Origin of the sequence: Simiduia agarivorans SA1 = DSM 21679 (assembly GCF_000305785.2) — a bacterium.
GTDB lineage: Bacteria > Pseudomonadota > Gammaproteobacteria > Pseudomonadales > Cellvibrionaceae > Simiduia > Simiduia agarivorans.
Genome location: NC_018868.3, coordinates 3,955,739 through 3,980,609 on the forward strand (window position 1 = coordinate 3,955,739; position 24,871 = coordinate 3,980,609).

The 24,871-nt window shown below is 56.8% G+C and carries 23 protein-coding genes and 1 pseudogene; 16 read left to right on the plus strand and 8 right to left on the minus strand.

The annotated features are described in order from the left end of the window. Positions 1–69: 69 nt before the first annotated feature. Both M5M_RS17650 and M5M_RS17655 read right to left on the minus strand, forming a co-directional pair. Positions 70–1,053 carry an ABC transporter permease gene (locus tag M5M_RS17650; protein ID WP_015048873.1) on the minus strand — a complete coding sequence of 328 codons (984 nt, stop codon included), beginning with the start codon at positions 1,051–1,053 and terminating at the stop codon, positions 70–72. Positions 1,054–1,071: 18 nt separating this feature from the next. Then, on the minus strand, positions 1,072–1,950 hold the full coding sequence (locus tag M5M_RS17655; RefSeq protein WP_015048874.1) for an ABC transporter ATP-binding protein: 879 nt from the start codon (positions 1,948–1,950) through the stop codon (positions 1,072–1,074). Between the two features lie 106 nt (positions 1,951–2,056). On the opposite strand from M5M_RS17655, the gene M5M_RS17660 reads away from it, so the two are divergent. Continuing rightward, a complete protein-coding gene (locus M5M_RS17660) occupies positions 2,057–3,565 on the plus strand; it encodes an AmpG family muropeptide MFS transporter (protein ID WP_015048875.1) in 1,509 nt (502 codons plus the stop codon). Positions 3,566–3,571: 6 nt separating this feature from the next. Here M5M_RS17660 and M5M_RS17665 read toward each other — a convergent pair whose 3' ends face one another. Next, entirely contained in the window at positions 3,572–3,880 is a 309-nt protein-coding gene (locus tag M5M_RS17665) for an MGMT family protein (RefSeq protein WP_015048876.1), read from the minus strand. Between the two features lie 65 nt (positions 3,881–3,945). Between M5M_RS17665 and M5M_RS17670 the strand changes: the two genes are divergently transcribed. The 5 genes and pseudogenes from M5M_RS17670 to groEL all read left to right on the plus strand — a co-directional run. Next, positions 3,946–4,965 carry a DUF481 domain-containing protein gene (locus M5M_RS17670; RefSeq protein ID WP_015048877.1) on the plus strand — a complete coding sequence of 340 codons (1,020 nt, stop codon included), beginning with the start codon at positions 3,946–3,948 and terminating at the stop codon, positions 4,963–4,965. A gap of 184 nt (positions 4,966–5,149) precedes the next feature. Continuing rightward, entirely contained in the window at positions 5,150–5,557 is a 408-nt protein-coding gene (locus M5M_RS17675) for an FxsA family protein (RefSeq protein WP_015048878.1), read from the plus strand. 167 nt (positions 5,558–5,724) lie between these two features. Further along, on the plus strand, positions 5,725–6,018 hold the full coding sequence (locus M5M_RS17680) for a co-chaperone GroES (protein ID WP_015048879.1): 294 nt from the start codon (positions 5,725–5,727) through the stop codon (positions 6,016–6,018). A gap of 52 nt (positions 6,019–6,070) precedes the next feature. Continuing rightward, on the plus strand, positions 6,071–7,711 hold the full coding sequence (groL, locus tag M5M_RS17685) for a chaperonin GroEL (RefSeq protein ID WP_015048880.1): 1,641 nt from the start codon (positions 6,071–6,073) through the stop codon (positions 7,709–7,711). A 57-nt stretch (positions 7,712–7,768) separates the two neighbouring features. Further along, a pseudogene (gene groEL, locus M5M_RS17690) lies at positions 7,769–8,542 on the plus strand (chaperonin GroEL); the annotation flags it as partial. Positions 8,543–8,656: 114 nt separating this feature from the next. Here the strand turns inward: groEL and M5M_RS17695 are convergent. After that, positions 8,657–9,352, minus strand: coding sequence for an NUDIX hydrolase (locus tag M5M_RS17695; RefSeq protein ID WP_244431045.1), 696 nt, complete (start codon positions 9,350–9,352; stop codon positions 8,657–8,659). A 119-nt stretch (positions 9,353–9,471) separates the two neighbouring features. Here M5M_RS17695 and M5M_RS17700 point away from each other — a divergent pair, with 119 nt between their 5' ends. The 3 genes from M5M_RS17700 to M5M_RS17710 all read left to right on the plus strand — a co-directional run bounded on the left by M5M_RS17700 (position 9,472) and on the right by M5M_RS17710 (position 13,379). After that, positions 9,472–10,167 (plus strand): hypothetical protein, encoded by a 696-nt coding sequence (locus M5M_RS17700; protein WP_016389909.1) that lies wholly within the window; start codon positions 9,472–9,474, stop codon positions 10,165–10,167. Between the two features lie 67 nt (positions 10,168–10,234). Continuing rightward, complete coding sequence (locus tag M5M_RS20850) at positions 10,235–11,917, plus strand: succinylglutamate desuccinylase/aspartoacylase family protein (RefSeq protein ID WP_015048884.1); 1,683 nt, start codon at positions 10,235–10,237, stop codon at positions 11,915–11,917. Further along, entirely contained in the window at positions 11,910–13,379 is a 1,470-nt protein-coding gene (locus M5M_RS17710; protein WP_015048885.1) for an alkaline phosphatase family protein, read from the plus strand. The genes M5M_RS20850 and M5M_RS17710 overlap by 8 nt, the downstream gene beginning before the upstream one ends. A gap of 39 nt (positions 13,380–13,418) precedes the next feature. On the opposite strand, the gene M5M_RS17715 is transcribed toward M5M_RS17710, so the two are convergent. Further along, on the minus strand, positions 13,419–14,081 hold the full coding sequence (locus M5M_RS17715; RefSeq protein WP_015048886.1) for a GGDEF domain-containing protein: 663 nt from the start codon (positions 14,079–14,081) through the stop codon (positions 13,419–13,421). 172 nt (positions 14,082–14,253) lie between these two features. Here M5M_RS17715 and M5M_RS17720 point away from each other — a divergent pair, with 172 nt between their 5' ends. Beyond that, positions 14,254–14,835, plus strand: coding sequence for a hypothetical protein (locus M5M_RS17720; protein WP_015048887.1), 582 nt, complete (start codon positions 14,254–14,256; stop codon positions 14,833–14,835). 348 nt (positions 14,836–15,183) lie between these two features. Continuing rightward, positions 15,184–17,637, plus strand: coding sequence for a hypothetical protein (locus M5M_RS17725; RefSeq protein ID WP_015048888.1), 2,454 nt, complete (start codon positions 15,184–15,186; stop codon positions 17,635–17,637). 699 nt (positions 17,638–18,336) lie between these two features. Here M5M_RS17725 and M5M_RS17735 read toward each other — a convergent pair. Further along, positions 18,337–19,137 (minus strand): pirin family protein, encoded by an 801-nt coding sequence (locus M5M_RS17735; protein ID WP_015048890.1) that lies wholly within the window; start codon positions 19,135–19,137, stop codon positions 18,337–18,339. A gap of 9 nt (positions 19,138–19,146) precedes the next feature. Beyond that, positions 19,147–19,713: an FMN-dependent NADH-azoreductase gene (locus M5M_RS17740; RefSeq protein ID WP_015048891.1), complete on the minus strand. Its 567-nt coding sequence runs from the start codon at positions 19,711–19,713 to the stop codon at positions 19,147–19,149. A gap of 113 nt (positions 19,714–19,826) precedes the next feature. On the opposite strand from M5M_RS17740, the gene M5M_RS17745 reads away from it, so the two are divergent. The 5 genes from M5M_RS17745 to M5M_RS17765 all read left to right on the plus strand — a co-directional run bounded on the left by M5M_RS17745 (position 19,827) and on the right by M5M_RS17765 (position 23,970). Further along, positions 19,827–20,729 (plus strand): LysR substrate-binding domain-containing protein, encoded by a 903-nt coding sequence (locus M5M_RS17745; protein WP_015048892.1) that lies wholly within the window; start codon positions 19,827–19,829, stop codon positions 20,727–20,729. A gap of 155 nt (positions 20,730–20,884) precedes the next feature. Continuing rightward, on the plus strand, positions 20,885–21,604 hold the full coding sequence (locus M5M_RS17750) for a putative porin (protein WP_015048893.1): 720 nt from the start codon (positions 20,885–20,887) through the stop codon (positions 21,602–21,604). A 123-nt stretch (positions 21,605–21,727) separates the two neighbouring features. Further along, entirely contained in the window at positions 21,728–22,921 is a 1,194-nt protein-coding gene (locus M5M_RS17755) for an alkane 1-monooxygenase (RefSeq protein ID WP_015048894.1), read from the plus strand. Positions 22,922–22,933: 12 nt separating this feature from the next. Next, entirely contained in the window at positions 22,934–23,416 is a 483-nt protein-coding gene (locus tag M5M_RS19755) for a DUF4124 domain-containing protein (protein ID WP_015048895.1), read from the plus strand. Positions 23,417–23,547: 131 nt separating this feature from the next. Continuing rightward, complete coding sequence (locus tag M5M_RS17765) at positions 23,548–23,970, plus strand: group II truncated hemoglobin (RefSeq protein ID WP_015048896.1); 423 nt, start codon at positions 23,548–23,550, stop codon at positions 23,968–23,970. A gap of 27 nt (positions 23,971–23,997) precedes the next feature. Here the strand turns inward: M5M_RS17765 and M5M_RS17770 are convergent, their stop codons facing one another. Then, positions 23,998–24,864, minus strand: a complete 867-nt coding sequence (locus M5M_RS17770) for an MOSC domain-containing protein (protein WP_015048897.1) — start codon at positions 24,862–24,864, stop codon at positions 23,998–24,000. Positions 24,865–24,871 lie beyond the last annotated feature (7 nt).

Consider the following 24,871-nt stretch of genomic DNA (forward strand, 5'->3'; position numbering starts at 1 on the left):
GCTGGAAGTGAATGCCACTAACGAATGGGATAGACTCTGACCCCATTGAAAGTGCCAGAACCCCATCGCCTAACCTTTCTGCCAGCGAAATAAAAAGCCTGCAATCGTGAGCAACACCAGCGTCATTGCCGTCATGGCCAGCAAGTGCGGCGTGATGTCGGCAAGCCCCGCGCCTTCAATCATGATCGCGCGCGCTGCTTTGACCATGTGGGTGAGCGGGCTGAGGTTGGCCAGCGCGGTCAACCACTGGGGCGCACCTTCCAGCGAAAACCACACTTCACTCACCATCATCATGGGAAAGCTGATGAAATTCAGCAGACCATTGGCGAATTCTTCGCTGCTGATGCGCGCCGCCACCACCAGGCCCAAGGCGAGCATGCTCAGGTTGCCAATAACCGCCACCAGAATCAGGTGCCAGTAGGAGCCCAGCATGACAAAGTCCAGCATCAGGTCGCAGCTCACATAAACAATGGTGCTGACCCCAAGCATGATCATCAGACGCGACAACATTTGTGCCGCCAGGAATTCCACCGGGTGGGTGGGCGTCGCTTGCAAGCGTTTGAGTACCCCGTTTTTCCGGTATCGCACGATCACATAGCCAATGCCCCACAGGCCGGAAAACATCAGGTTCATGCCGAGAATACCGGGGACCACCCAATCCACGTAGCGGATCGGATTGCCTTCGATGGCCTGACCTGCATAGGTTTCGTCAGGCAATAGTGCTTCCAGGGTTTTGCCTTTCTGGCTGGTGGGATTGATCCAATAGGTGCGGGAGGCCGGGTCCAATAACATATCGATCTGATGGTAAGCCACCTGGCGCTGACCAGTGGCTGCATCATTGACGGCGACGCCGTGGACCAGGGCCTGATCGAACGGATGCCGGTTGGCATCGCCCTGGATGCCTACGGTAAACAGGGCACTGTTGTCCGGACTGAACGCCAACGCCATTAACCCGATAATCATCGGCGGCATGATGAACGACCACACCAGCGAACTTTTATCCCGGTAGTATTCTTTATTGCGCGCAAAAAACAGCGCGATCAATCGGTACATGGTGAATTCTTCTTATTGTCAGTCGCGCAATTGGCTGCCGGTGAGTTTAAGGAACAGATCATCCAGTGTGGGCGTGCGGATTTGCAGGCTGGTCAGTGGGATCTGGTGAGTCATCAGGGTTTGCAGTGTGGTTTCCACGCTGGCGCTGGCGATCTGCCATTGGTCCCGGCTTCTGTCCGCCTGGAATTGTTCGGCTTGCACATCATCCAGCGCGCCGGCTTCCAGGCAGACAAATACCTGCTCAAAATGGTGTTTAAGCAACGCCTCGGGGCTGCCTTCGGCGATGATTTTTCCCTTGTCCATAATCACCAGCTGATCGCACAGAAATTGCGCTTCGTCCATGTAATGGGTGGTGAGAATGACCGTCTTGCCCTGGGCTTTGATGTCATCAATCAAGCGCCAGAAATTGCGACGGGATTGGGGGTCGAGGCCGGTGGTGGGCTCATCCAGAAAAATGATTTCCGGGTCGTTAATCAATGCCAGCGCCAGTAGCAGCCGTTGACGTTGGCCTCCGGATAGCTTGGCGGCATCGCGATCGACGAAATCGCCCAGGTGACACAATTCAATCAGCGGTGTGAGGTCAGCGCGACGCTTGTACAGGCCGGCAAACAACCGTAGCACTTCGCCCACGCTCAGGTAATCCATCAGCGCCGTGGACTGGAATTGAATGCCCACTTCGTTTTTAAACTGGCGGTCGCGCGGTTTACCCTTGTACAAAATATCGCCGGCGCAGGGCTGGGTGATGCCTTCGATCATTTCAATCGTGGTGGTTTTGCCGGCGCCGTTGGGGCCGAGTAAACCAAAGCACTGGCCGGCCGGAATGCCAAAACTGATGGCGTCCACCGCGGTGTGCCGGGCATAGCGTTTGGTCAGGTTGCGGACTTCTAACTGATACACCGTGTACTCGCTTGGTATGTAGGGTTTATCGACAGCGGTCCCCTAGGAGTATAACAGCGTCCTCTGTTACCCTTGGCGTTCATTTTTCTGACCAGGCCCCACAGAATTGAATTCGCACACCCTTGCTCATCTGCGTCGATTTACCGACCGGCGCGTATTGGTGGTTTTCTGGCTGGGCCTTTCTAGCGGGTTTCCCTGGGTCATCATTGGCACGGCGCTGACGCTCTGGTTACAGGAGCACGGCCTCTCGCGCTCAACCATTGGTTACTTCGGCGCCGTTTTTGCTGCTTATTCGGTGAATTTTTTGTGGTCGCCTTTGGTGGATCGACTGAAGCTGCCCGGCGTGGGCGTTCGTAAAGGCTGGATATTGTTGGGGCAGCTGGTGATTATTGCCGGCGCCTGGCTGATGGCGGAGCAGTCGCCGGATCAATCCCTTAAGCACCTGGCAGCGCTGGCGTTACTGGTGGCGGTGGCTGCCGCCACGCACGATATCGCCATTGATGCTTTTCGTATCGACAGCTTTCAGGCCCACGAAACCGAACCCCTTACCGCCGCGTCCTCCGCCGCCACCGCCGGCTGGTGGACCGGCTACGCGGGCCTGGGCTTCGTGCCACTGTGGTTATCCGATACGGGTTGGAGTTGGCCCGAACTATACCGGCTGATGGCGTGCATGATGGCCTTTATCGGGCTGGTGGCGTGGGTCATTGCGCGCGAACCCTCGGTGGACAGGGCGCAGGCTTTGTCACCCCTGGCGCAACAATACCGGCAGCAACTGGGCTATTTCAGCCCGGGGCGGTTGGTTGCCTCGCTCGGTGTGCTGGTAGTGCTGGTACTGATACTGCTGCTCACGCTGGCGGACCAACTCAGTGTAACCATGGCCGCGACAGCGGTGTTCCCGGTGTTGCTGGCGGCTGTCTGGCTATGGCGTCGGCCGCCCTCAAAGATCCGGTATGAGGCCTCCGGTTGGCATCGGTTGAGCGTTTGGTTGTTGCTGTCGGTGGTGGCGCCGTTTCAGGAATTTTTCCAGCGCAACGGTGTGCGTTTGGCGCTGTCGCTTTTGTTGTTCATTTTTTTGTTCAAAATCGGCGAAGCGTTCCTGGGCCGTATGTCGGTGGTCTTTTACAAAGAACTCGGCTTCAGCAATACCGACATCGCCACTTACTCCAAGCTGATGAGCTGGTGGATCACCATTGTGTTTTCGCTGCTGGGCGGCTTCTTCACCATGTGGTTCGGTGTGGTTAAAGGGCTGATGGTGGGCGGCATCGCCATGGCGGCCAGCAATCTGCTGTTTTCGCTGATGGCGGTGGTGGGACCGAGTATCCCTTTATATGCGTTTACTGTGCTGGTGGATGGATTTTGTCAGGCCTGGTCCACGGTGGCCTTTGTGGCGTTTTTGTCGGCCCTGTCCAATCGCGCGTTTTCTGCCACCCAATATGCGCTGATGGCCTCCTTGGGCACATTCGCCCGCACCTTGCTCAGTGCCTACAGTGGCGCCCTGGTGGATTGGTTGGATGGCAATTGGGCCTTATTCTTCGCCCTGACCACCTTGATGGTCATTCCGAGTTTGTGGTTGTTGTGGCGCATGCGCGATCGGCTCGAGGCGTTGTTTCGCTGACCCAGGTCAGGGCCACCAGACCTCTCCGGTAACTTTGCCGGCCACGCTGATACTCAGCCCTTCCGCTTCCAGCAGCGCCAACTGACGCAGCCAAGCCTTCGATCCCTGTGGAAATGCGGGTTTGCCGTTGGCTGCCACCACCCGGTGCCAGGGCAGGCGCGTGCCCTTGGGCAGATTGCGCATCATCGCGCCCACCATGCGTGCCCGGCCCGGGTGGCCGGCCTGTGCGGCCAGGCGGCCATAGCTGGTGATGCGCCCGGCGGGAATGCCATGCAAAAGTGCTAAAACCTGGTCCCTGAAGTCATCGGTTTTCATTTATTCATACAAATCGACTAAAATTCGCCGCAAATTAACATAGATGTACGGTGATTGGAGCAGTTATGAAGTTATGGACGTTTGTAGCCCTGTGCGCCTGTTCGCAGGCCGCCCTGGCGGGTAAGTTGGCCTTTAAAAATGGTGATGTGCTGTCGGGCGAGATCAAAAGCATCGATGCGGACAATGTGGTTTGGGTCTCCGATACGCTGGGCGAAATCACCGTACCCAAAGCCCAGATCGATGACCTGCAGAGCACCGAATTGGTGAAAATAGACGGCCACGACGAGCCCTGTGCGCTGGTGGGCATGGATGGCCCGCGACTTAAGTTCAGCTGTTCCGGTGGCGCAGAAGGCGATGTGCCGTTGCTCACCGTGAATAAAGTGGAGCCCTATGAGGACTTCGCCATGGGTTCATCGGCATGGACCGGGAAAGTCAGCCTGACTGGTTTTCAGGATCGTGGCAACAAAATTGAAGATACCTGGGTTTTCGATAGTTTTACTGAGTACCGTCGCGGTGACTACCGCCACGGCGGCAAGGCTCAGTTTGACTCCAAATCCAAAGATGGTGCCGACAAACAGCAGCGCGCCATGTTGGAATACCAATTTGACTGGTTTTTCTCAGAGCGCTGGTTCTGGACCAATACACTTGCCACCAGCTTCGATGATGCTAAAGCGATCGATAAAAAGTACCGAGCGGGTTCTGGTTTGGGTTACCAGTTCTGGGAAAACGAAATTACTGCCTTGTCGGTCAGGCTGGGTGCGTCCTACGTGGATGAATACTATATTGAACCCGAGGTAATCACGCCTGAATTTGAAGATCGCGACAAGCGTACGGCCTGGACCGCCGGTCTGAATTACCGCTATAAATTCGCCTTTGGTGGTGAGTTTTTCCATCTCAACAATTATTCGGTGTCGAACGAGAACAACGACAACTGGCAACTAGAGGCCGACACCGGATTTACCATGCCATTGGTCGGTGGCGTGTTCGGCGAACTCAAGCACGAATACGACTACGATAACGAGCCTCAACCGGGCACCAAGAAGCTGGATACCCGTATCACCGTGGGTGTGGGCTACCAGTGGTAGGCTGAAAGCACAGGTTGATTCGTTAAAGCCCTGACCTGTCAGGGCTTTTTTTATGGCCAGAATCGAGAGCCTGTCGCTTTAACTCTCCGGAACCTCCGGGCGGCGCAGTAGTCTATCTGGGGCAGGCCAGCTGGCTTGAAAAACCGGAAATTAAGGCCATATATACCGGAGTTAAGGAGACTTTATGCCCGCATTGCTGATTTTTATCCTCTTTCCGCTGCTCGAACTCTGGCTGATGATTCAGGTAGGGGGCGCGATCGGGGCGCTGACCACCGTTTTACTGGTGGTATTCACGGCTCTGCTGGGGCTGACCTTGCTCCGCATTCAGGGCTTGTCGGCGCTGCTGCGCGCCCAGGCCCGGATGCAGGCGGGTGAGGCGCCGGTTGAGGAGCTGGTGCAGGGCGTATTCCTGGCCGCTGGCGGCTTATTGTTGCTGGTGCCCGGCTTTATCACCGATTTCCTGGGTTTCCTGTGCCTTACGCCGGGCATACGCCAGGGGCTGGTGGCCTTGTTCCTGCGCCGCAGCCGGGGCTTCCGGCCAGCGCAAAAGCCCAACCCCGATGTCATTGAAGGCGAATTCCGGCGCGAATAATTTTGCTGGTTGGCTGTTGAAATCGCGCCAGCCATCCCCATTTACCCTTCACAGTTTAAAAACGGCTGCAGGCAGGCCTTGAAATGTGGTGACCACGCCCTATTTCTGGTGCACGCCTCAGGCGGTAAATCACTATTGTTTAGCAACGCTAAATTGGAGAAACATCCATGAAAATCCGTCCTTTGAATGACCGTGTTGTGGTTCGTCGCAAGGAAGAAGAAGCCAAATCAGCCGGTGGCATCCTGTTGGCTGGTTCAGCCAAAGAAAAGCCCAATCAGGGCGAAGTGGTAGCCGTAGGCACCGGTAAAGTTCTGGACAATGGCGATGTGCGCGCACCTGCCGTGAAGGTGGGCGACAAGGTGGTATTCGGCCGCTATGCCGACAGCAACACCCTCAAGGTGGACGGCGAAGAGCTGATCATCATGAGCGAAGGCGAAATCTACGGTGTACTGGAAGACTGAGTCCCGGTCACCCCACCTGAAACACAGTGAATTGAATTGAGGATTAAGCAAAATGGCTGCAAAAGACGTTAAATTCGGTAACGAAGCCCGTCAGAAAATGCTCAAGGGTGTGAACATCCTGGCAGACGCGGTAAAAACCACTCTGGGCCCGAAAGGCCGCAACGTTGTACTGGACAAGTCTTTCGGTGCGCCCACCGTCACCAAAGACGGTGTATCCGTAGCAAAAGATATTACCCTGGAAGACAAGTTCGAAAACATGGGTGCGCAGATGGTGAAGGAAGTGGCTTCAAAAGCCTCTGACGACGCTGGTGACGGCACCACCACCGCCACCGTACTGGCCCAGGCTATCGTAAACGAAGGTCTGAAGGCCGTTGCTGCCGGCATGAACCCCATGGACCTGAAGCGCGGAATCGATAAAGCCGTTGCCGCCGCTGTAGCGCACGTGAAGTCCATTGCCCAGCCTTGCACCGACAGCAAAGCCATTGCCCAGGTTGGCACCATTTCTGCCAACTCCGACGAATCCATCGGTGGCATCATCGCCACTGCCATGGAAAAAGTGGGTAAAGAAGGCGTGATCACCGTTGAAGAAGGCACCAGCCTGGACAACGAACTGGATGTGGTAGAAGGCATGCAGTTCGACCGCGGCTACCTGTCTCCCTACTTCATCAACAACCAGGACAGCATGGTTGCCGAGCACGAGCACCCCTTCCTGCTGTTGGTTGACAAGAAAATCTCCAACATCCGCGAACTGCTGCCCGTACTGGAAGCGGTTGCCAAAGCCGGCAAGCCACTGATCATCGTGGCCGAAGACGTGGAAGGCGAAGCCCTGGCCACGCTGGTAGTGAACAACATGCGCGGTATCGTGAAAGTGGCCGCCTGTAAGGCACCGGGTTTCGGTGACCGTCGCAAGGCCATGCTGCAGGACATCGCCATTCTGACCGGCGCCACTGTGATTTCTGAAGAAGTGGGCCTGGATCTGGAAAGCACGACTCTGGAGCACCTGGGTACCGCCAAGCGCGTGACCTTGTCCAAGGAGAACACCACCATCGTTGATGGCGCTGGCAACCCTGACGACATCAAAGCGCGTGTTCAGCAGATCCGCGTACAGATCGAAGAAACTTCTTCCGATTACGACCGCGAGAAGCTGCAAGAGCGCGTAGCCAAGCTGGCCGGCGGTGTTGCGGTAATCAAGGTTGGCGCTGCCACCGAAGTGGAAATGAAAGAGAAGAAGGCCCGCGTTGAAGACGCCCTGCACGCGACCCGTGCCGCGGTGGAAGAAGGCGTGGTGCCTGGCGGCGGTACTGCATTGCTGCGCGCTGTGGCGGCTATTGCCGACCTGAAAGGCGACAATGCCGAGCAGACGGCTGGTATCAACCTGGCCCGTCGCGCCATGGAAGCACCTCTGCGTCAGATCGTGGCTAACGCCGGTGATGAAGCCTCTGTGGTTGCCGACAAAGTAAAAGCCGGTGACGGTAACTTCGGTTACAACGCGGCCAATGGTACCTACGGCGACATGCTTGAAATGGGCATCCTGGACCCGGCCAAAGTAACCCGCACTGCACTGCAGGCTGCTGGTTCCATTGCCGGTCTGATGATTACCACCGAAGCCATGGTGGCTGACCTGCCAGAAGACAAGTCTGCACCTGCAATGCCTGACATGGGCGGCATGGGTGGCATGGGCGGCATGATGTAAGTGCCGAGTAACTAGCAACTAGTTACTAGTTGCTAGTAAAAGCAAAAAACGCGCTGCGACCGCGGCTACCTGTCTCCCTACTTCATCAACAACCAGGACAGCATGGTTGCCGAGCACGAGCACCCCTTCCTGCTGTTGGTTGACAAGAAAATCTCCAACATCCGCGAACTGCTGCCCGTACTGGAAGCGGTTGCCAAAGCCGGCAAGCCACTGATCATCGTGGCCGAAGACGTGGAAGGCGAAGCCCTGGCCACGCTGGTAGTGAACAACATGCGCGGTATCGTGAAAGTGGCCGCCTGTAAGGCACCGGGTTTCGGTGACCGTCGCAAGGCCATGCTGCAGGACATCGCCATTCTGACCGGCGCCACTGTGATTTCTGAAGAAGTGGGCCTGGATCTGGAAAGCACGACTCTGGAGCACCTGGGTACCGCCAAGCGCGTGACCTTGTCCAAGGAGAACACCACCATCGTTGATGGCGCTGGCAACCCTGACGACATCAAAGCGCGTGTTCAGCAGATCCGCGTACAGATCGAAGAAACTTCTTCCGATTACGACCGCGAGAAGCTGCAAGAGCGCGTAGCCAAGCTGGCCGGCGGTGTTGCGGTAATCAAGGTTGGCGCTGCCACCGAAGTGGAAATGAAAGAGAAGAAGGCCCGCGTTGAAGACGCCCTGCACGCGACCCGTGCCGCGGTGGAAGAAGGCGTGGTGCCTGGCGGCGGTACTGCATTGCTGCGCGCTGTGGCGGCTATTGCCGACCTGAAAGGCGACAATGCCGAGCAGACGGCTGGTATCAACCTGGCCCGTCGCGCCATGGAAGCACCTCTGCGCCGGCGTTTTTTTGTTGGAGCGGCGGGGCGGCCATCCGCTTCCCAGCCGCGAAGGAAGTGGCACCATACTCTTCGCGGCTAAGAAGCGGATGGCCGCCCCGCGCTCCCACAAGGTGCCCTACACTGTAAACACAAACCCCTGTTCCATAAGCTCTTCATACACCGCCGGATCAAACCGGTACAGGGTGGCGGCGCGATGGGCAACGCCCTGCTGTTTTTCATTGCAGCTCACCAGCAAATTCATTTTTGTCATCTTGCGGCGGAAGTTGGGCTTGTCTAAATTCACATCCAGAATACCTTCATACAATTCCTGTAATTGCAGCAAAGTGAATTTCTCTGGCAATAAATTAAACCCGATAGGTTCGTGGCGGATTTTGTGGCGCAGGAAATCCAGACCGAAATCGACAATCTCCTGATGGTCAAAAATCAGCTCGGGCAAATCTTTGATATCGAACCAACCCACGGCAGAGGCGCGCTCGCCGGGCGCGATGGCACAGCTTTCGGGGCGCACAAGCGCGTAATAGGCAATGGTAATCACCCGCTCATTCGGTGCCCGGTCCACCCGGCCAAACGCACGCAATTGTTCCAAATAGAGGTCACGCGCGCCGGTAAGTTCGTGCAAGGCCTGTGCTGCGGCGCTGTCCAGGTCTTGTTGCAGGCCCACGCGCCCACCCGGCAATCCCCATTGGCCTTTACTTTCGCCCACTGCGTGTTTGACCAATAACAACTGTAATTTACGGTCGTCCAGACCGAAGATCACGTTGTCGATCGTCACTTCCTGCAGTACGCCCTTGTGCTTTTGGGGACTGGTCACACTCGCCTCGCTTGTCATTTGTGTTATGCGGGTAGATTAACCTGATCAGACCAAAATTGGGAGCTGTGAACTTTTACGGGTTTTCTGGCTCTAACTGGGCATCATAAAAAGGTTATACCGTGTCAGAGCTTAGTTGGGATTGTGCGATTAATGCGACGGCGTTGGATCAGTACCTGCGCCAGATCCCATCGCGCCCGCAAGGTCGCTACGGGTTTTGGCTGTTGGGTGTTGTGGTGGTGCTGGCGTGCCTGGTGTTTATTCAGGTGCCTGACTATGCGGGCGGCAGGGTAGCGGCTCAACCACTCGCATTGGTATTGGTTCAGCCTGCCCCCCCTACAGAGCCATCCCGCCCGCTGAATCCTATTCCCCCACCTGCTGTGGCGCCGTCTGTGCCATCTGTGCCCGAGACCCCGACCAGCGCAGAAACCGAGGTGCCGCCCGTTTTGAATCCGGCAGCGGCAGTACCGGCGCTGAGTTTGTCTGAAACCCGGGCGCGCCTGATGCAGGACTATCAGCGCGAGCTGCAGGATACTACTATTGAACTGACAGGCAATGGCGCCACCGTAATGGACAGCGGGTTGCGCCAAAAGCTGAATGCCATTGCTGCGGCGCCCATGCGGAGTACCGAGACTGTGTCTACGTTACCGGATGCCATGGGGCAAACCCAAGTAGAATTCGGCGATCACTGTTTTGTCACCTCCGAGCTGGATAATCAGGCCATGCGCGGCATGAAAAACTGGTGGGTGGGGCTGTGCGGCAAAGCGGCCAAATCCGAGATTTCTCTCGAGGGCATCAAAGTGCTCGGCGCACCCTGAGGCCGGGGTTTGCAGTTTATCTTGGAGCCAAGCAAAATACGGGCATCCAACACTGGGCCTGAGCTAAATGCCGTATTCCCGCGTGAGCAATTACCTGTTTGTAGCGTTACTGGTTTCCACGCTGGGGCAGCACTCCCTGGCCAACGAGGCCAACCCGCCCGAAACACCCATAGAGCAATCCTCCGCTCCGGCATCTGAAGTGCCGGACGATGCGGTCACATCGACGCCGGAATCCGTTGAGCAGGGCGAGACCACCGGCGCGCACAGCGTTGACGACCCGCGGCCGGACACCGTCGTCGACTCTGCCCCAGCGGCGAAACCCAAGCCGAAATCCACGCCAAAACCCAAGCCAAAAAGCCCTGAGCAAGACAGTGCTGTCGCCCAGAGTGATTCAACGGGTATCGCACCGGTTCCGCCAACCGCCTCCGCGCAACCGGATGCGTTGGTGCAAGACCAGGCAGAAAGCCGCGCCTCGGCTGGCGCTTCTGCCGAGGTGTCAGCCGACGAAGCCACACTGCCAAAAGCGGAAAACGTCAATTTGCGGGAAGTGGTGGCTGAAGCCGCTGAAAACAGCGTGTTACCGCCAGCACTGCCCGATGACGATGATGATCTGGCAGACGATGAACCGCCTGTGGCTGAAACCCAACCATTGATCAGCGCGGAACCGGTGGGTAAAAAACCGAACAGCTCGCGCACCTTGTTGGGTGTGGAAGTGCCTGCATCCACTACGACCCGTCTGGGTTGGACACCGTCCAAATCCTTTGCCGGCATGGCCGTGGATACGCCGGTGCTGGTGGTCAATGGCGCTTGGGACGGACCCACCTTGTGTCTCACGGCGGCAGTGCACGGCGACGAGTTGAATGGCATCGAAATGGTCCGGCGGGTGATGTATGACCTCGATCCCACCAAATTGCATGGCATGGTGGTGGGCGTACCGATAGTGAATCTGCTCGGCTTTTCCCGCAATTCCCGCTACCTGCCCGATCGCCGCGACCTCAACCGGTATTTTCCGGGTAATTCCCGCGGCAGTGTGGCTTCGCGTCTCGCGCACGCGTTTTTCAATGATGTGATCCTGCACTGCAATGCCTTGGTGGATCTGCACACCGGCTCGTTTTACCGCACCAATATTCCGCAGCTGCGCGCGGATATGCGCAACAACATGGTGGCAGATTTTACCAACATGTTCGGTAGCATTCCGGTGCTCAACACCCGCGGTAACCGGAATTCATTGCGGGCCGCCGCGGTGCGCGCCGGTATTCCTGCTGTGACGTTGGAAGCCGGTGAACCGATGCGCATGCAAACCGATGTGGTGGAAGAGGGGGTGCGAGCGATTAAAACCCTGATGGAAAAAAACGGCATGTACCCCAGTTTCAGCTTGTGGGCTAAGCCGAGCCCCGCGTTTTATCGCTCCAGCTGGGTGCGGGCAAATGGCTCGGGCATTCTGTTCAGCAAGGTGGCACTGGGCGATAAGGTCCGCGAAGGGCAGGTATTAGGCGAGGTGATCAATCCGATCACCAATGAAAAGAAAAAAGTGGTGTCCAAGTACAACGGCCGGGTACTTGGTATGGCGCTGGATCAATTTGTATTACCGGGCTTTGCGGCCTATCACATCGGTATCCTGGCGCCGCGCGATAAACTCAGCGATCCCACAGAAGAAGATGAAGCGCTGATTGATGAAGATTACAAACCGGAGCTGCTTGACCAACCCAAGCCCATGACGCCGGAAGAAGAAGGATTCGACGATGAATAAAATCGGTTTGACGGCGCTGCTGTTGTGCGCCCCCATTGCCCTGGCAAACGAGTCTCCGGCGCAGTGGTATGCCGATGGCGAAGCCGAATTGGCGCAGGCGCTGGCCATGCAGCCCAACACGGCAAAAGCCCGGAATGTCATTTTGTTTGTGGGCGACGGCATGGGCATTTCAACGCTCACCGCGACCCGGATATACGATGGCCAACGCCAGGGCAAAGCCGGTGAAGAGCATCGTCTGGCGTGGGAAAGCCTGCCTTATGTGGCGCTGTCAAAAACCTACAACACCAATTTGCAGACACCCGATTCGGCCGGCACCATGAGCGCCATGATGACCGGCATCAAAACCGGTTTCAGCCTGATCTCCGTTAATCAGAACACGCGTCTGGGCGATTGTGCGAGCAGCCGGGGCAACGAAGTGCCTACCTTATTGCAGCAGGCGCAAGCCCAGGGCCTGGCGACCGGGGTGGTGTCCACCGCCCGCCTGACCCATGCCACGCCGGCAGCCACTTATGCCCACGCCGCCGACCGTGGCTGGGAGTCGGATGCCGATATGCCGGAGTCAGCCAGGCGATTGGGGTGTCGCGATATTGCCAGTCAGATGATGACGGCGGGGCTCGATGTGATGTTGGGCGGCGGCAAGCGCAGTTTTGTGCCTGTGTCTGCGGGCGGTAAACGCACGGATGGTCGTGATCTCGTGCAGGAATGGAAAACGTCCGCCAGGGGACGTTTTGTGCAAACAGCCGAAGAGCTCAACCGGGCCGATCAGGACTCGCCTTTACTGGGACTTTTCAGTGATTCCCACATGGCATATGAGTTGGACCGCACAGCCGGCCAACCGTCGCTGTCAGAAATGACCCGTCAGGCCATCACCCGGCTGCAGAAAAAACCGGCGGGATTTTTCCTGATGGTGGAAGGCGGGCGTATCGATCACGCCCACCATGCGGGCAACGCGGCCAGGGCACTGGGCGACGGCAAAGCGCTGAGCGGCGCCGTCCAGACGGCGCTGGCGATGGTCGATCTGAAAGATACGTTGGTCATCGTGACCGCCGATCATAGCCACGTATTCACTATGGGTGGGTACTCAGTGCGCGGTAATCCCATACTCGGGCTGGTGACAACCCCCGGGCAAAAGGGGCCTGAAGTTGCCACTGCGCTGGACGGTAAACCTTACACCACCCTCGGTTATGCCAATGGCCCGGGCTATGCGGAAAACCTGCCCATGGCACAGCGCGATGACAGCAAAGCCAAAGCCGGTCGTCACCTGCACAATAAGGTAGACACCCGACAGCTTAATTATTATCAGGAAACCTTGGTGCCGCTGGAATCGGAAACCCATGGCGGGGAAGACGTGGCGATTTTTGCCGGCGGTCCCTGGGCGCACCTGTTCCATGGCACTCACGAACAGCATTACATTTACCACGTGATGCGGCATGCGTTGGGACTCGAGGTGAAAGCAGAGTAACGTTCATGCGGCGCCCGTGCAAAACGGGCGCGATGCGCCTCAGCGTTTGGTAAATAAATCCGAGAGCGCGGCTTTTTCGTCGGCACTGATTTTCGCTTCGGTGGTGAGATCGGCGACGCCGTGCACAACGCGATTGCGGCCCTCGGCCTTGGCCTGATACAAGAGTGCGTCTGTGCGCGCCACAAACGCGTCGGGCGTGTCCTGATCTTCCGACCGATAGGTATCGATGCCGATGCTGGCGGTTAAGCGCAGTTCGCCCTTTGCCAGGGGAACAGGGCTGGATTCAATCAGGCTGCGGATGCGCTCGGCGACAAATTTGCCGGTATACAAATCTGTTCCGGGTAAAATCACCACAAATTCCTCACCCCCGTAGCGGCATGGTATGTCCAGCCTGCGCAAATTGTTAACCAGTAAATCCGCCAGGTGTTTGAGCGCGGTATTGCCCACTTCATGCCCGTGGGTATCGTTGACCTTTTTAAAAAAATCCAGATCCACAAACATCAGGCTGGTGGGCTGTCCCTGGCGTTGGGTGCGTTCGATTTCCTGTAGCAGGGCATCCCGGAAATGGCGGCTGTTAAACAGGCCGGTGAGCGGATCGGTGCGGGCCAACTGGCGCAACATCATCAATTCATCGATGATTGGGCACTGGGTCTCGCCTACGGGGCAGTCCGGCCGGTTATCCTTCTCCACGGTTGGCTTCATATGAGGGGGGCTACCCAGTTTCCAGGTTCATACTATGGCGTTAAGTGTAGGCATTTATAGCGATTCATGAAAGCGTCAGGCGCCCCGACTTTTTCACGATGGCGGGTCGACAGGTTTTACTGCACACTGACGCCCTCCAGTCATGGGGATTTTTTCTAAAAGGAGTAATGCAATGCGTGTAATAAAAATTGGATTTTTACTGATGGTTGCTCTGTTGAGCACTTTGAGTCACGCAGACCCGGTCCTGAGCCGGAGTAATATGGAGAGCTACTTTGCTGCTATGCAGGCAATCAAGCCGCTCGAAACCCGCTATGCCGATGCGTTTGCCGAAATGGAGGCGCAAACAGAGAGTATGAGCCTGGCCGATGGCGGCAAGCAGTTAGCCGACATTCTGCGCTCACAGTCATTTGCCGGCGAAGTAGAGCAAGTGTTAAAAGCCAACGGCTTCAATTCTATTGAGGCTTTCAGTGCCTACAGTGTGAAATTACTGTCCGGCCTGATGGTGCAAAGTTTTGCCGAATCCAAGCCGGAAATGGAGCAAGCCATGGCCCAGTTTGATGCCCAGGTCCAACAAATGAAGCAGGCGGGAGCCAGCCCGGACATGATCCGGCAAATGGAATCCGGCATGGCTGAGGCCAAACGCATGTTGAAAGAATACCAGTATGCTGAACACAACCTCAGTGCGGCAGACAAGGCGGCGGTGGCTCAGAATTTCGAGTGGCTGCAGGCCGAGTTCATGAAGCTGAACCCCTGAAGGGGCACGTGCCTGCCTGAATGGTACCATGGTGCATAATTTTTAGAGCTTGTGACTGCACCTCTCGTTGGTATCTATAACCTTTCACGTATCCGGCGCCAAAATCATGCTTTGGCGTCTAAACCATTTTGTTTGATGGTTTGACCCTGCAGTCATGCCAGGGTTATTAAAACCCCTTATTCGGACCAGAATCGACCCTCTTATAACCCTTGGTGATTATTTTGGCCAAATTATAACCATTAATTCTCTTTCGGTTATAAAAACTGGGTTATCGTTCAGTTGCCCGCTACGTGGATTGGGCAACGGCAAGGCCGCCGGCTCATTAGAAATCCTGCCGGAGAGAAAAAGATGACCAAACTCACCCCTTTCGTTTCCCTGTGTTCTTCCGTGGTTTTATTGGCTGCCTGTGGCGGCGGTGGCGGCAGCCAGACCATTACTGAGCCCCAGCCCGTGACCCAACCCGAGACGCCGTCGGTTGTGCGGACCACGGAATCCCTGGTGTTACCCGAGTCGCTTGAAGTGGTCAGTGCCACAGGCGCCTCCGCTAACAGCTTTACCCGCATGGCCAAAAAGGGCCTGATGTTCAGCATGGCTGGATTTGATGACGCCGGCACGGATTACAGCAATAGCCGCCAGCACGTGCATACCTGGGTCGAGGCCCTGGAGCCGGTGGAAATGGTGAACAGTATTTTGTGTTTTGCAGGCAAGCTTAAAGCGACCGAGTTCGTTAATGCCGGGCCCTACCTGGCGCTGGTTGACGAGTCACAGTGCTTTGACGAGGAGGGTGAAGAAACTCAGCTGGGCGACAACGGCCAGGTCCAGAGCAAAGATACCAGCAAGCGATTCATCAATGCGGTGGTCGACGCAACCCGCAGTGGAGATACCGAGCCACTGATTGTGGAGGCCTGGATTAAGGATGTTGCCGGTGAAGGGCCCGATGGCCCCATGTCCATCAAAATGCGCGCGGTGATCACCGAAGGCGCGAGCGAAACCAACCCCTACGGGCAGTTTTCGTTTACCTGGCAAATGGTCGACAACCTGACCAACACCCAGGCCAATTTTGGCAGCGGTGAAATCCAGACCGTGAATACACTCGAAGGCTTTATCGGCTTTACCTTGTATGAGGCTAACGGTGTGGAATCCGAAACCTTCTCCTACAGCCGCGAGCAGCAGGCCAGTGTGGTCATGCGCAACGATTTGTCCGACGGTGTGGCACTGACCGGTTTCTATGAACAGAATCCTTTCTACGAAGGTGGCGCCAGTTACGGCCTGTCGTTCGACAATGACCGGGTGCTGATCCAGCAGGCAGACAGCTTTGCCGACTTGCCCTACCGTACCGGTGATGTGGGTGCCGGCAGTTGTCTCAGCCGCACGGATTTTGTGGAAAACGTATGGCGCTACGATTTATTCGATGCCAATACCGGTGCTGCAGTGCGCATCAATTCCGGGTTCCCGGTGCAGATCGATACCGACGGCAATGGCGTGTTCGACCAGCACGGGTATGTGGGCTATCACGGTTTGTGGGCTGATGGCGAAGCCAGCTTTGCCGATGGTACCCAGATGCAGCGTGGGCATATGGGCGACAGCAACAGCAGCAGCGAAATCTATACCCTGAATACAGCGCCCGGACGCCTGGTGCAGTACAGCATGGAAACCCTGCCATTGGCGGAATTGCGCGGCAGCGAACTGATGTACTGGGATCAGGAAGCCCAGTCTGCCGGCTTTGATCAATGGGTCGTGCAATACCTGACAGCGAATGCCGACCAGGTCGGTGCCGATGGTTTTTATCTGGTGGCCGGCATGCGCTGGGGGGATCAGGGCCCGGCTCAGCGCACGGCACTTGAGCAGCCGGTGATGATTTCGCCCCAAAGTGATTGGGATATTTTCCACTTCTGGTCGCAGCAGTTGGGCGGGCAGGTGCGCTACAAGCCCGGTGCGGCGGGCGTGAAGTTCTATCGCGAAACCGTTATCAATGGTGCTGAATCCGAGTTGTTTGCCAATGGTGCCCTGGAGCTGGTGTGTCTGAATGATTGCCCGGTGGGTAGCATCACTGAAAACACATTGGGCGACTGGCACGAGGTCAACAGCCCGATGGTGCAACCGGAATCCATTAATGCCGCGCCCGCATTCAGTTTTGCCAATAGCGGGGATGCTGCGCTCACGCTGGTGCGTTCCGACAACGGCGAATCGGTCACCTTCGCGTCCACTTTATCGCGGGCATCACTGGAAGCCGCCGGTTCAACCTGGGCCTGGGGTCTGCGTTCAGGTGCGCTGGTGACTGCGGCAGACGCCGCGTTGCTCACCAACACCTGGGATATCTGGGGCAGTGAGAGTGTTCAGACTTACTACCAATGGGAAACCGGCTTTGATCAGTGGCAGAAATTGGTGACGCTGGTGGATGCTACCGGACAGCGCGTGCAGTTTGACCAGCCGCTGAGCCTGACCTACCGCCACAATACCTCACAGGACCGCAACAACAGCAGCGCGGCAGACGGCCAGGTATTCCAGATCAACTACGGTGGCCGCGGTGACTTCTGGGGTATCCCGCACCGACAGGACGGCGATCGCTGGTCACCCATGTTCAGCATCGCCGATGGCGTCACGCTGGGGGATGCCTCCCAGTACGTGATTAAAGCGATAGATATCGAACGCCAGATGGCCGACGCACCCAACAGCTGCAGTGCCCTTGCGGTAAATGACCCGGCAGCACCATTGCCAGAAGGGGTGAGCGGTAATGCGGACATTGGTAGCATGCCAAGCGTGACCGGCGGTGCGTCAGTGATTGATGGCGAAGTGCAATAACGCGTACAGGATTTTCCCGATGGTCATCTTGCCCCCGTACCGGGGGCTTTTTTTATGCCGAAAGGAGCCATGGCAGGAAATTCTCCTGCTATTCCTGCACTCCCGCCTTCCATGGCGTTCGGATGGTATGGTCCGACATATCGGTGGTCCGACACATCGGTTCAGCGCTCTGCAGCTCACTGCGATAGGGTTAAAAATCCAGCCCGCACTTCGGGTGGCAGTTCGCGCCGATAATTTGCCGCTCAACGATCCCCTCCGGGCCCTGCCATCAAGCAAGCTTGATGGCGTTCCGTGAGCGCCAAGCGGAACGCTCCCTCCACCCTGTATCGATTCGCTCTCGCCACATCCTTGTGGCTTGCAAATTAACGGCGCGAACCGCCAAACACTGGACTGTTGTAGCGTCAATTTCGGTAGCGTCTTTGTCCGCTGTTCACATTGCGTTTCGGAGGGGCGAGGCATTCCCGCATGGTTTTTGCCTGCAAAGTAATTTCTGGCTGATTAAAGTCCAGCTGCGCATGGCCAAAGAATCTAACCCCTTTGAATTGAGTGTCAGACTTTGTTTGGGAGTTCGCATCGGTGATTTGCAAGCCACAGGGACGTGGCGAGAGCGAATCGATACAAGGACGTATCGTTGAGCGGCAAATCACCGATGCGAACTCCCACCCAACGTGCGGGCTAGCGCTCTTAAGTTTGGTACGATCAAAACACCCCGTTCTGGTAATCCTCAAATGCCTGCAGCAACTCTGCGCGTGTATTCATTACGAACGGGCCGTGGCGGGCGATGGGCTCGTGCAGGGCATTGGCACCCACTACCAACGCCTTTCCATTGCCGGAAAGATTGAGGGCGCCCTCGTTACTCAATAAGGCCAGATGCTGCGCCGGAATGGATTTGCCGGCAGCGTTCATCTCGCCCTGGTACACATACACAAAGCTGCGCTCAGGTACATTCAGCGTAACGTCACCGGTGAGTGACAGATCAATCAGCGTGGGTTGGCTGACAATGTCGGTCACCGGGCCCGTGTGGCCATCCAGTTCGCCGGCCATCAACCGGAGTTTGGCGTCGGGTCGTTCAATCACCGGAATCGCGTTTGCAGGAATGTCCTGATAGCGCGGTGCCATCATCTTGTGCTCAGCCGGCAGATTCACCCACAGCTGAAAGCCCCACAACCGGCCAGAGGTTTGTTCCGGCATTTCGGCGTGGGTCAGGCCGCTGCCGGCGGTCATCCATTGTACGCCGCCGGATTCAATCACCCCCTCGTTGCCGCGGCTGTCGCGATGGCGCATCTTGCCTTCCAGCATGATGGTGACTGTTTCAAAACCGCGGTGGGGGTGCTCGGGAAAGCCGGCGATATAGTCGGCCGCTTCATCCGACCGGATTTCGTCCAGCAACAAAAACGGATTCCAGTCGGGCAGGGCCTGGCTGCCGAGCGAACGCATCAGGTTGACGCCCGCGCCATCCCGGCTGGGTTGTGCTTTCAGAATACGGATCGGCTGTCTCACCTTGTCTCCTCAGGCCGCAATGGCGGTCTTGGCGTTGTTGAGCACCTGGTCGCGGTTCGGACCGGCAAGGGTTTCGGCGTAAATGAAATCCACGGATTTCAGGCCGATAAAGCCCAGAAATTGTTTCACAAACGGTGCCTGATGATCCATCGGTGTATCGGCGTAGGCGCCGCCGCGGGTGGCAAATACGGTCACGGGTTTATCGGCCAGCAGACCTTCGGGGCCGTTTGCGGTGTAGCGGAAGGTGCGACCGGCCCGGGCGATGTGGTCCATCCAGGCCTTGAGCTGGGTGGGCACGCCGAAGTTGTACATCGGCAGGCCGATAATGATCTGATCGGCCGCTTCGATTTCAGCGATCAGCGTGTCGGACAGCGCCTGAATGGCTGCCTGGCCCGCATCGGGCGTGGTGGCATTGATGGCCGCAAAGCGTTCGCCATCGAGGTGGGGGATGGGATCTTGTGCCAGATGGCGCTCCACCACGTCAGCGGGTTGGTGTTGTGCCAGCCAGTGATCCAGTAACTGATCGGAGCTGGAGTTTTCGCCCAGAATGCTGGTGCGGAGGACAAGTACACGCATGGGAATCACCTTTGTTCACTAAATTTGAAGATGAATTCACTATATATATTTGCCCTACCTATTAATAACGGTATATTTTGACGCTATCAATCAAAAATATTGAATAAAAGGCCATGATTACACTCGATGCGTTGCAGGTACTCGATGCCATTGATCGCCACGGCTCCTTTGCGGCAGCCGCCAATGCGCTGCACCGGGTGCCGTCTGCCTTGTCATACACGGTCCGGCAGCTGGAGGACGGGCTCGGCGTGGCCCTGTTTGATCGTTCTGGCCAGCGTGCCCGGTTAACGGCCACCGGCCGCATGGTGCTGGAGCAGGGGCGCGAGCTGTTGGCGGCGGCCGACCGGTTGAGTTTGCGTGCGCGCCAATCGGCATCGGGCTGGGAGCCAAGAGTCCGGCTGGTGGTGGAAGCGGTGCTGCCCATGCAGCCGCTGATGCCGTTGGTGCAGCAATTCGCCACCGAGCAACCTCTGATAGAGCTTGAGTTGCGCGAAGAAGCACTTAACGGCAGTTGGGAAGCATTGCAGGAACAGCGGGCGGATTTGTTGATCGGCGTTGGCAGAGATGCCCCGGCGGGCATGTCGGTGGAGTTTGCCGCGCTGGGGGATCTGTCGTTTCAGTTGGTGTGTGCGGCGCACCATCCTCTGGCGTTGCATGAACCCGGACAGCTGACGGCCGATGATTTAAAAAACCATACCCAGGTGGTGCTGCGCGACAGTGCGCGTCAGATGCAGGCGTTGTCGGTCGGGTTGTTCGAAACCCAGCGACGTTTACAGGTTAACCATTATGGCGCAAAGAAGATGGCGATTATGGCGGGGGTAGGCTTTGGTCATCTGGCTGGCAGGGACGTGGCAGACGCGGTTGAGCGGGGGCAGTTGGTTGCACTTTCCCATATCAAGCCGGCTTACAAAGTGCCCATGTTTATGGCGTGGCACAAACACCGCGCCGGTGAAGGCACGCGCTGGTGGCGCAAGCAGATAAAAGCATCCGGTTGTTTTGATGTGGCACTGGGCTAGGCGTTTTTGAATAAACTGCTAGTACGCCCGTGCTTGGCTCGCACAAAAAACGTGCGGTTTTAGTGGTTGCCGCACAAAAATATTGCATTTGGTGACCGGCTGGTTACTATCGCCCGCGCTCGCATTCGAGGAGCTTTATTCACAAGGAGTTTGACATGTTTTCAGTTCGTAAAATTTCTCTGGCTGTTGCACTGGCAGCAGCGCCTTTCCTGGCCACTGCCCAGGATTATCAATTTGAAGTAAAAGCCAACTACGCCAACACCGAAGTAGAGTCCTCGGATTTTGACGTGACCACTTTGGCGGGTACTTTTTACTGGAATCAGGTTTCCACTGCCGGTCACCCCTTGGCCGAAGCCGCATTTCTGGAGCGCCAGGGCGGCCTGACTGTGAGCTACCTGAACGTAGAAAATTTCGACGTCTGGGGCCTGGAAGCCGACCATTATTTCGACAGCGGTCTGTACCTGGCGGGTCGCTACAATATGCCGGAAGAGGGTGACAACACCTTCGGTGCGTCGATCGGTTTCAGCCCAGCCGCCGGTTTGTTGTTTGTACTGGATGCAGACGATGACAGCGAAGATATTAATTATGCCGGTCGCGTGAAGTACGTAGGTGATCTGCAGGGCGACGCTGCATTTGGTCTGGAAGCCGGTGTTGCCGAAGACACCGTATCTATTTCCGGTGACTACTTTTTCAACCGTCAGTTCAGCATTGGCGCCGAAATTGTTAACGACAGCGACATCGACTACACGCTGCTGGGCGTTGAAGCGAAATACTTCATTGCGCCTAACTTCTGGGCCGGTGCCGGTGTTGGTACTAACGTAAGCGGCGATGCCGACACCACCGTGTGGCAAATCGAAGCCGGCTTGCGCTTCTGATTTACCCGATTCCTCATTCCCTTGGGCCGGCATTTGCCGGCCTTTTTTATGGGCGAGTTTTTGTTGGCTTGAACCCGGTCCACAGATAGTTGATGATGGGTAAAAAATAACCGGAGGTCGACCGTGTCCTGGCTAAACCCTACTTTTGTAGCAGAAGACGAAAACGGCTCAACCGTGTCCTATCGGGATGGCAAACGCCTGGCATGGGCGTGGTCGGTGATCAATCCTTTTTTTGCCTGGATCGGGATCGGGTTATACGCGTTGACCGACCAGCTCTGGTGGCTCTGGTATCCGGTGCTACAGGGGTATGTGATATTCCCTCTGCTGGATGCCTGGCTTGGCGAAGACACCAATAATCCGCCCGAAGCCGTGGTGCCCCAGTTAGAGCAAGACCCCTACTACCGCTGGCTCACGTATCTGGTGGTGCCCATGCATTACATTGTGTTTGTCGGTGCCGCCTGGTGGGTGATGCAGGCCGCTCTGCCGTGGCATGGCTATCTGGCGGTGGCGATTGCGGCCGGACTCGCTGCCGGCTTGGGCATCAATACCGGGCATGAATTGGGGCATAAAAACCGTGGTATCGATCGTTGGCTGGCCAAATTGGTATTGGCTGTGCCGTTTTACGGGCACTTCTGGATCGAACACAACCGCGGGCACCATCGGCATGTGTCCACGCCGGAAGATGTCGCCAGTTCGCGCATGGGCGAAACCATTTACCAGTTTGCGCTGAGAGAAATGCCCGGCGCGGCGCGGCGCGGCTGGCAATTGGAGGCCGATCGTTTATCCCGCAAAGGGGTGTCGGTCTGGTCCTGGCAAAATGAAATTCTGCAATCCTATGCGGTGTCGTTGTTGCTGCAAGGTGGATTGGTTGTGTGGCTGGGCCTGGGGGTTCTGCCCTTTTTGCTGATCCACAATTTTCTCGCCTGGTGGCAGTTGACCAGTGCCAACTATGTAGAGCATTACGGCTTGTTGCGTGAAAAGCGCGACAACGGCCGGTATGAGCCCTGCCAGCCGCACCACTCCTGGAACAGCAATCACAAATTAACCAATCAGGTATTGTTTCATTTGCAGCGTCACAGTGACCATCACGCCAATATGATGCGTTCCTACCAAAGCCTGCGTGATTTTCCCGATCTGCCACGCCTGCCCAACGGCTATTACGGGATGTTTTTGCTGGCCTATGTGCCTTCGCTTTGGTTTAAGGTGATGAACCCGCGCCTGCTGGCGCTGCCGCACGTACAAGGGGACTGGAAAAAAATCAATGTGTTGCCGGCCAAACGCGATGCGTTGATGCGACAATATGGCAATTCTCTTTAAGCCGGGTGTTCAATGACTGGTGTTATCGTCAAATGGTTGTTCAAAGGTCTGCTGATGTCATTGGTGATGTCCAGCATCATGAGTTATTTATTTTATATTCAGACCGGCCGCACCCCTTGGTCGCTGCTGGGTATTCATTCGGTCGCCGATCTCAAGCCCGATCTTTCGCCCGGTGCGAGTATTGAAAATCTGGCCGATACCGTCAGCCGTGAAGCCAGACAACTGGCGGATAAAGCCGGTGATCTGGTGCCCAGCGCGCCCGCTCAACCCACCCAGGTGTACCGTTGGGTGGATGCCCAAGGTGTGACCCATTTCAGCGAAACGCCGCCTGCGGGTGTGGACGCGGTAGCCATTACCGTTGATCCCAATCAGAACGTGATTCAGGGCTTGCCAACGGAATCCGCCGATCCGGTGCCGACCCAATCCCTGGATCAATTAAAACAGCAGCTGCAACAGCAGCAGGATGCCAAGCGCGCGTTGCTGGAAGAGCACTGACGCAACGGCCAGAGACTGCCGATAGCCCATTAAAACACTAAAAACCCCTTATTTTCAGGGGTTTTGTTTCGCTTGAGTGAATATCAGTGCCCGCGTAGTATCCGCGTCTTCATGACAAATCAGGCAGTACCATGGCGAATATTCAGGCAAAACGTCCCTACGGTTTAATGGACAATTCTTATCAGTCGGCCGGCGGCTTTGAAGGCTTACAGCAACTGGTGGGATTATTTTACGATGTAATGGCCGAGTTGCCCGAGTCGGAAAACATTCATCACATGCACACCGACCCGCAGCCGGTCCGGCGCGATAAGCTGGCGCGTTTTCTGGCCGGTTGGCTGGGTGGCCCACGCCTGTTTTCGGAAACTTACGGGCCGATCAATATTCCGCAGGTGCACGCCCATCTGGTGGTGAATGAAGCCGAGCGCGATGCCTGGCTCTTGTGCATGGAAAAAGCCCTGGCGCAGATGCCCTATGAGCAGGACTTCAAAGAGTACCTGCTCACCCAGCTGCGCATTCCCGCCGAACGCATCCGGCAGACTGCGCGCCGGCAATAAAAACCGTTTCAGCGCGGCAGGTTTGGCTCAGGTGTTTTTCCACGCACAGAGGCTATCGCCCACGGACAGGGTGGCGTTTGCCGGCGCATGCAGTAGGGCGTTTTCGCCGAATGCCGGCGCTTTGGGGTTGGCAGGTTTGTGGTGTTCGCCTTCGCCATAGGCGGGCATGGCATTGATGGATGCAAGCGTGCGATAGGGCTCCATGTCCGGGTGTTTGATCCCGGTTTCCTGATCCACCGTGGTCATTACGCAACGTTCGCAGGGATAGCTGAACTTGAGTGCGTAGTGGTTGTGTTGCAGGCCCTGCAGGCGATGTTCGGCAAACGCTTTGATACCACTGATCACCACATTGGGTCGGAATCGGTTCATGGGCACCGGTGCCAGGCCTTTTTCAATCAGCGCGCGATTGAGCGCATCGAGACTGGCGCTGTTGGCCACCAGCAGTGGCGCCATGTCTGCAAACACCGTGTGGGTGTTTTCGCCCTGGTATTGCGGCTTGGCTTGCGGCCGTTGCGCGGCCAGCCGCACCAGTCGCAGGGCGGGCAGATCGGGCAGCAGGTCCTGGATAAACGCGGTCACCGGTTGGGTTTCCGCTTTGACCTGTACCTGATCAGACCAGATGGTGGCCGGCTCAATCGGGCTGTCCGGTTCGCTGCGGGCAATGCGGATTTCCGCAGCGCCGGCGCTGAGGGTGAGCGCGTCCTGATCCAGCCGGGTGTGCAGTCGGGCCAAGGCCGGCCATTGGCGTTGGGTGACAAAGCGGTTGTGCTCGTCAATCAGCATCCAGCGCCGGTCGTCTTCCAGTCCCCGGATATCACAACGGCGGGTGTTGAGGGATATACCTTTCAGGCTTTTTACCGGATAGATGTATAACTCGCTGATGCTGATTGCCATCGCAAAT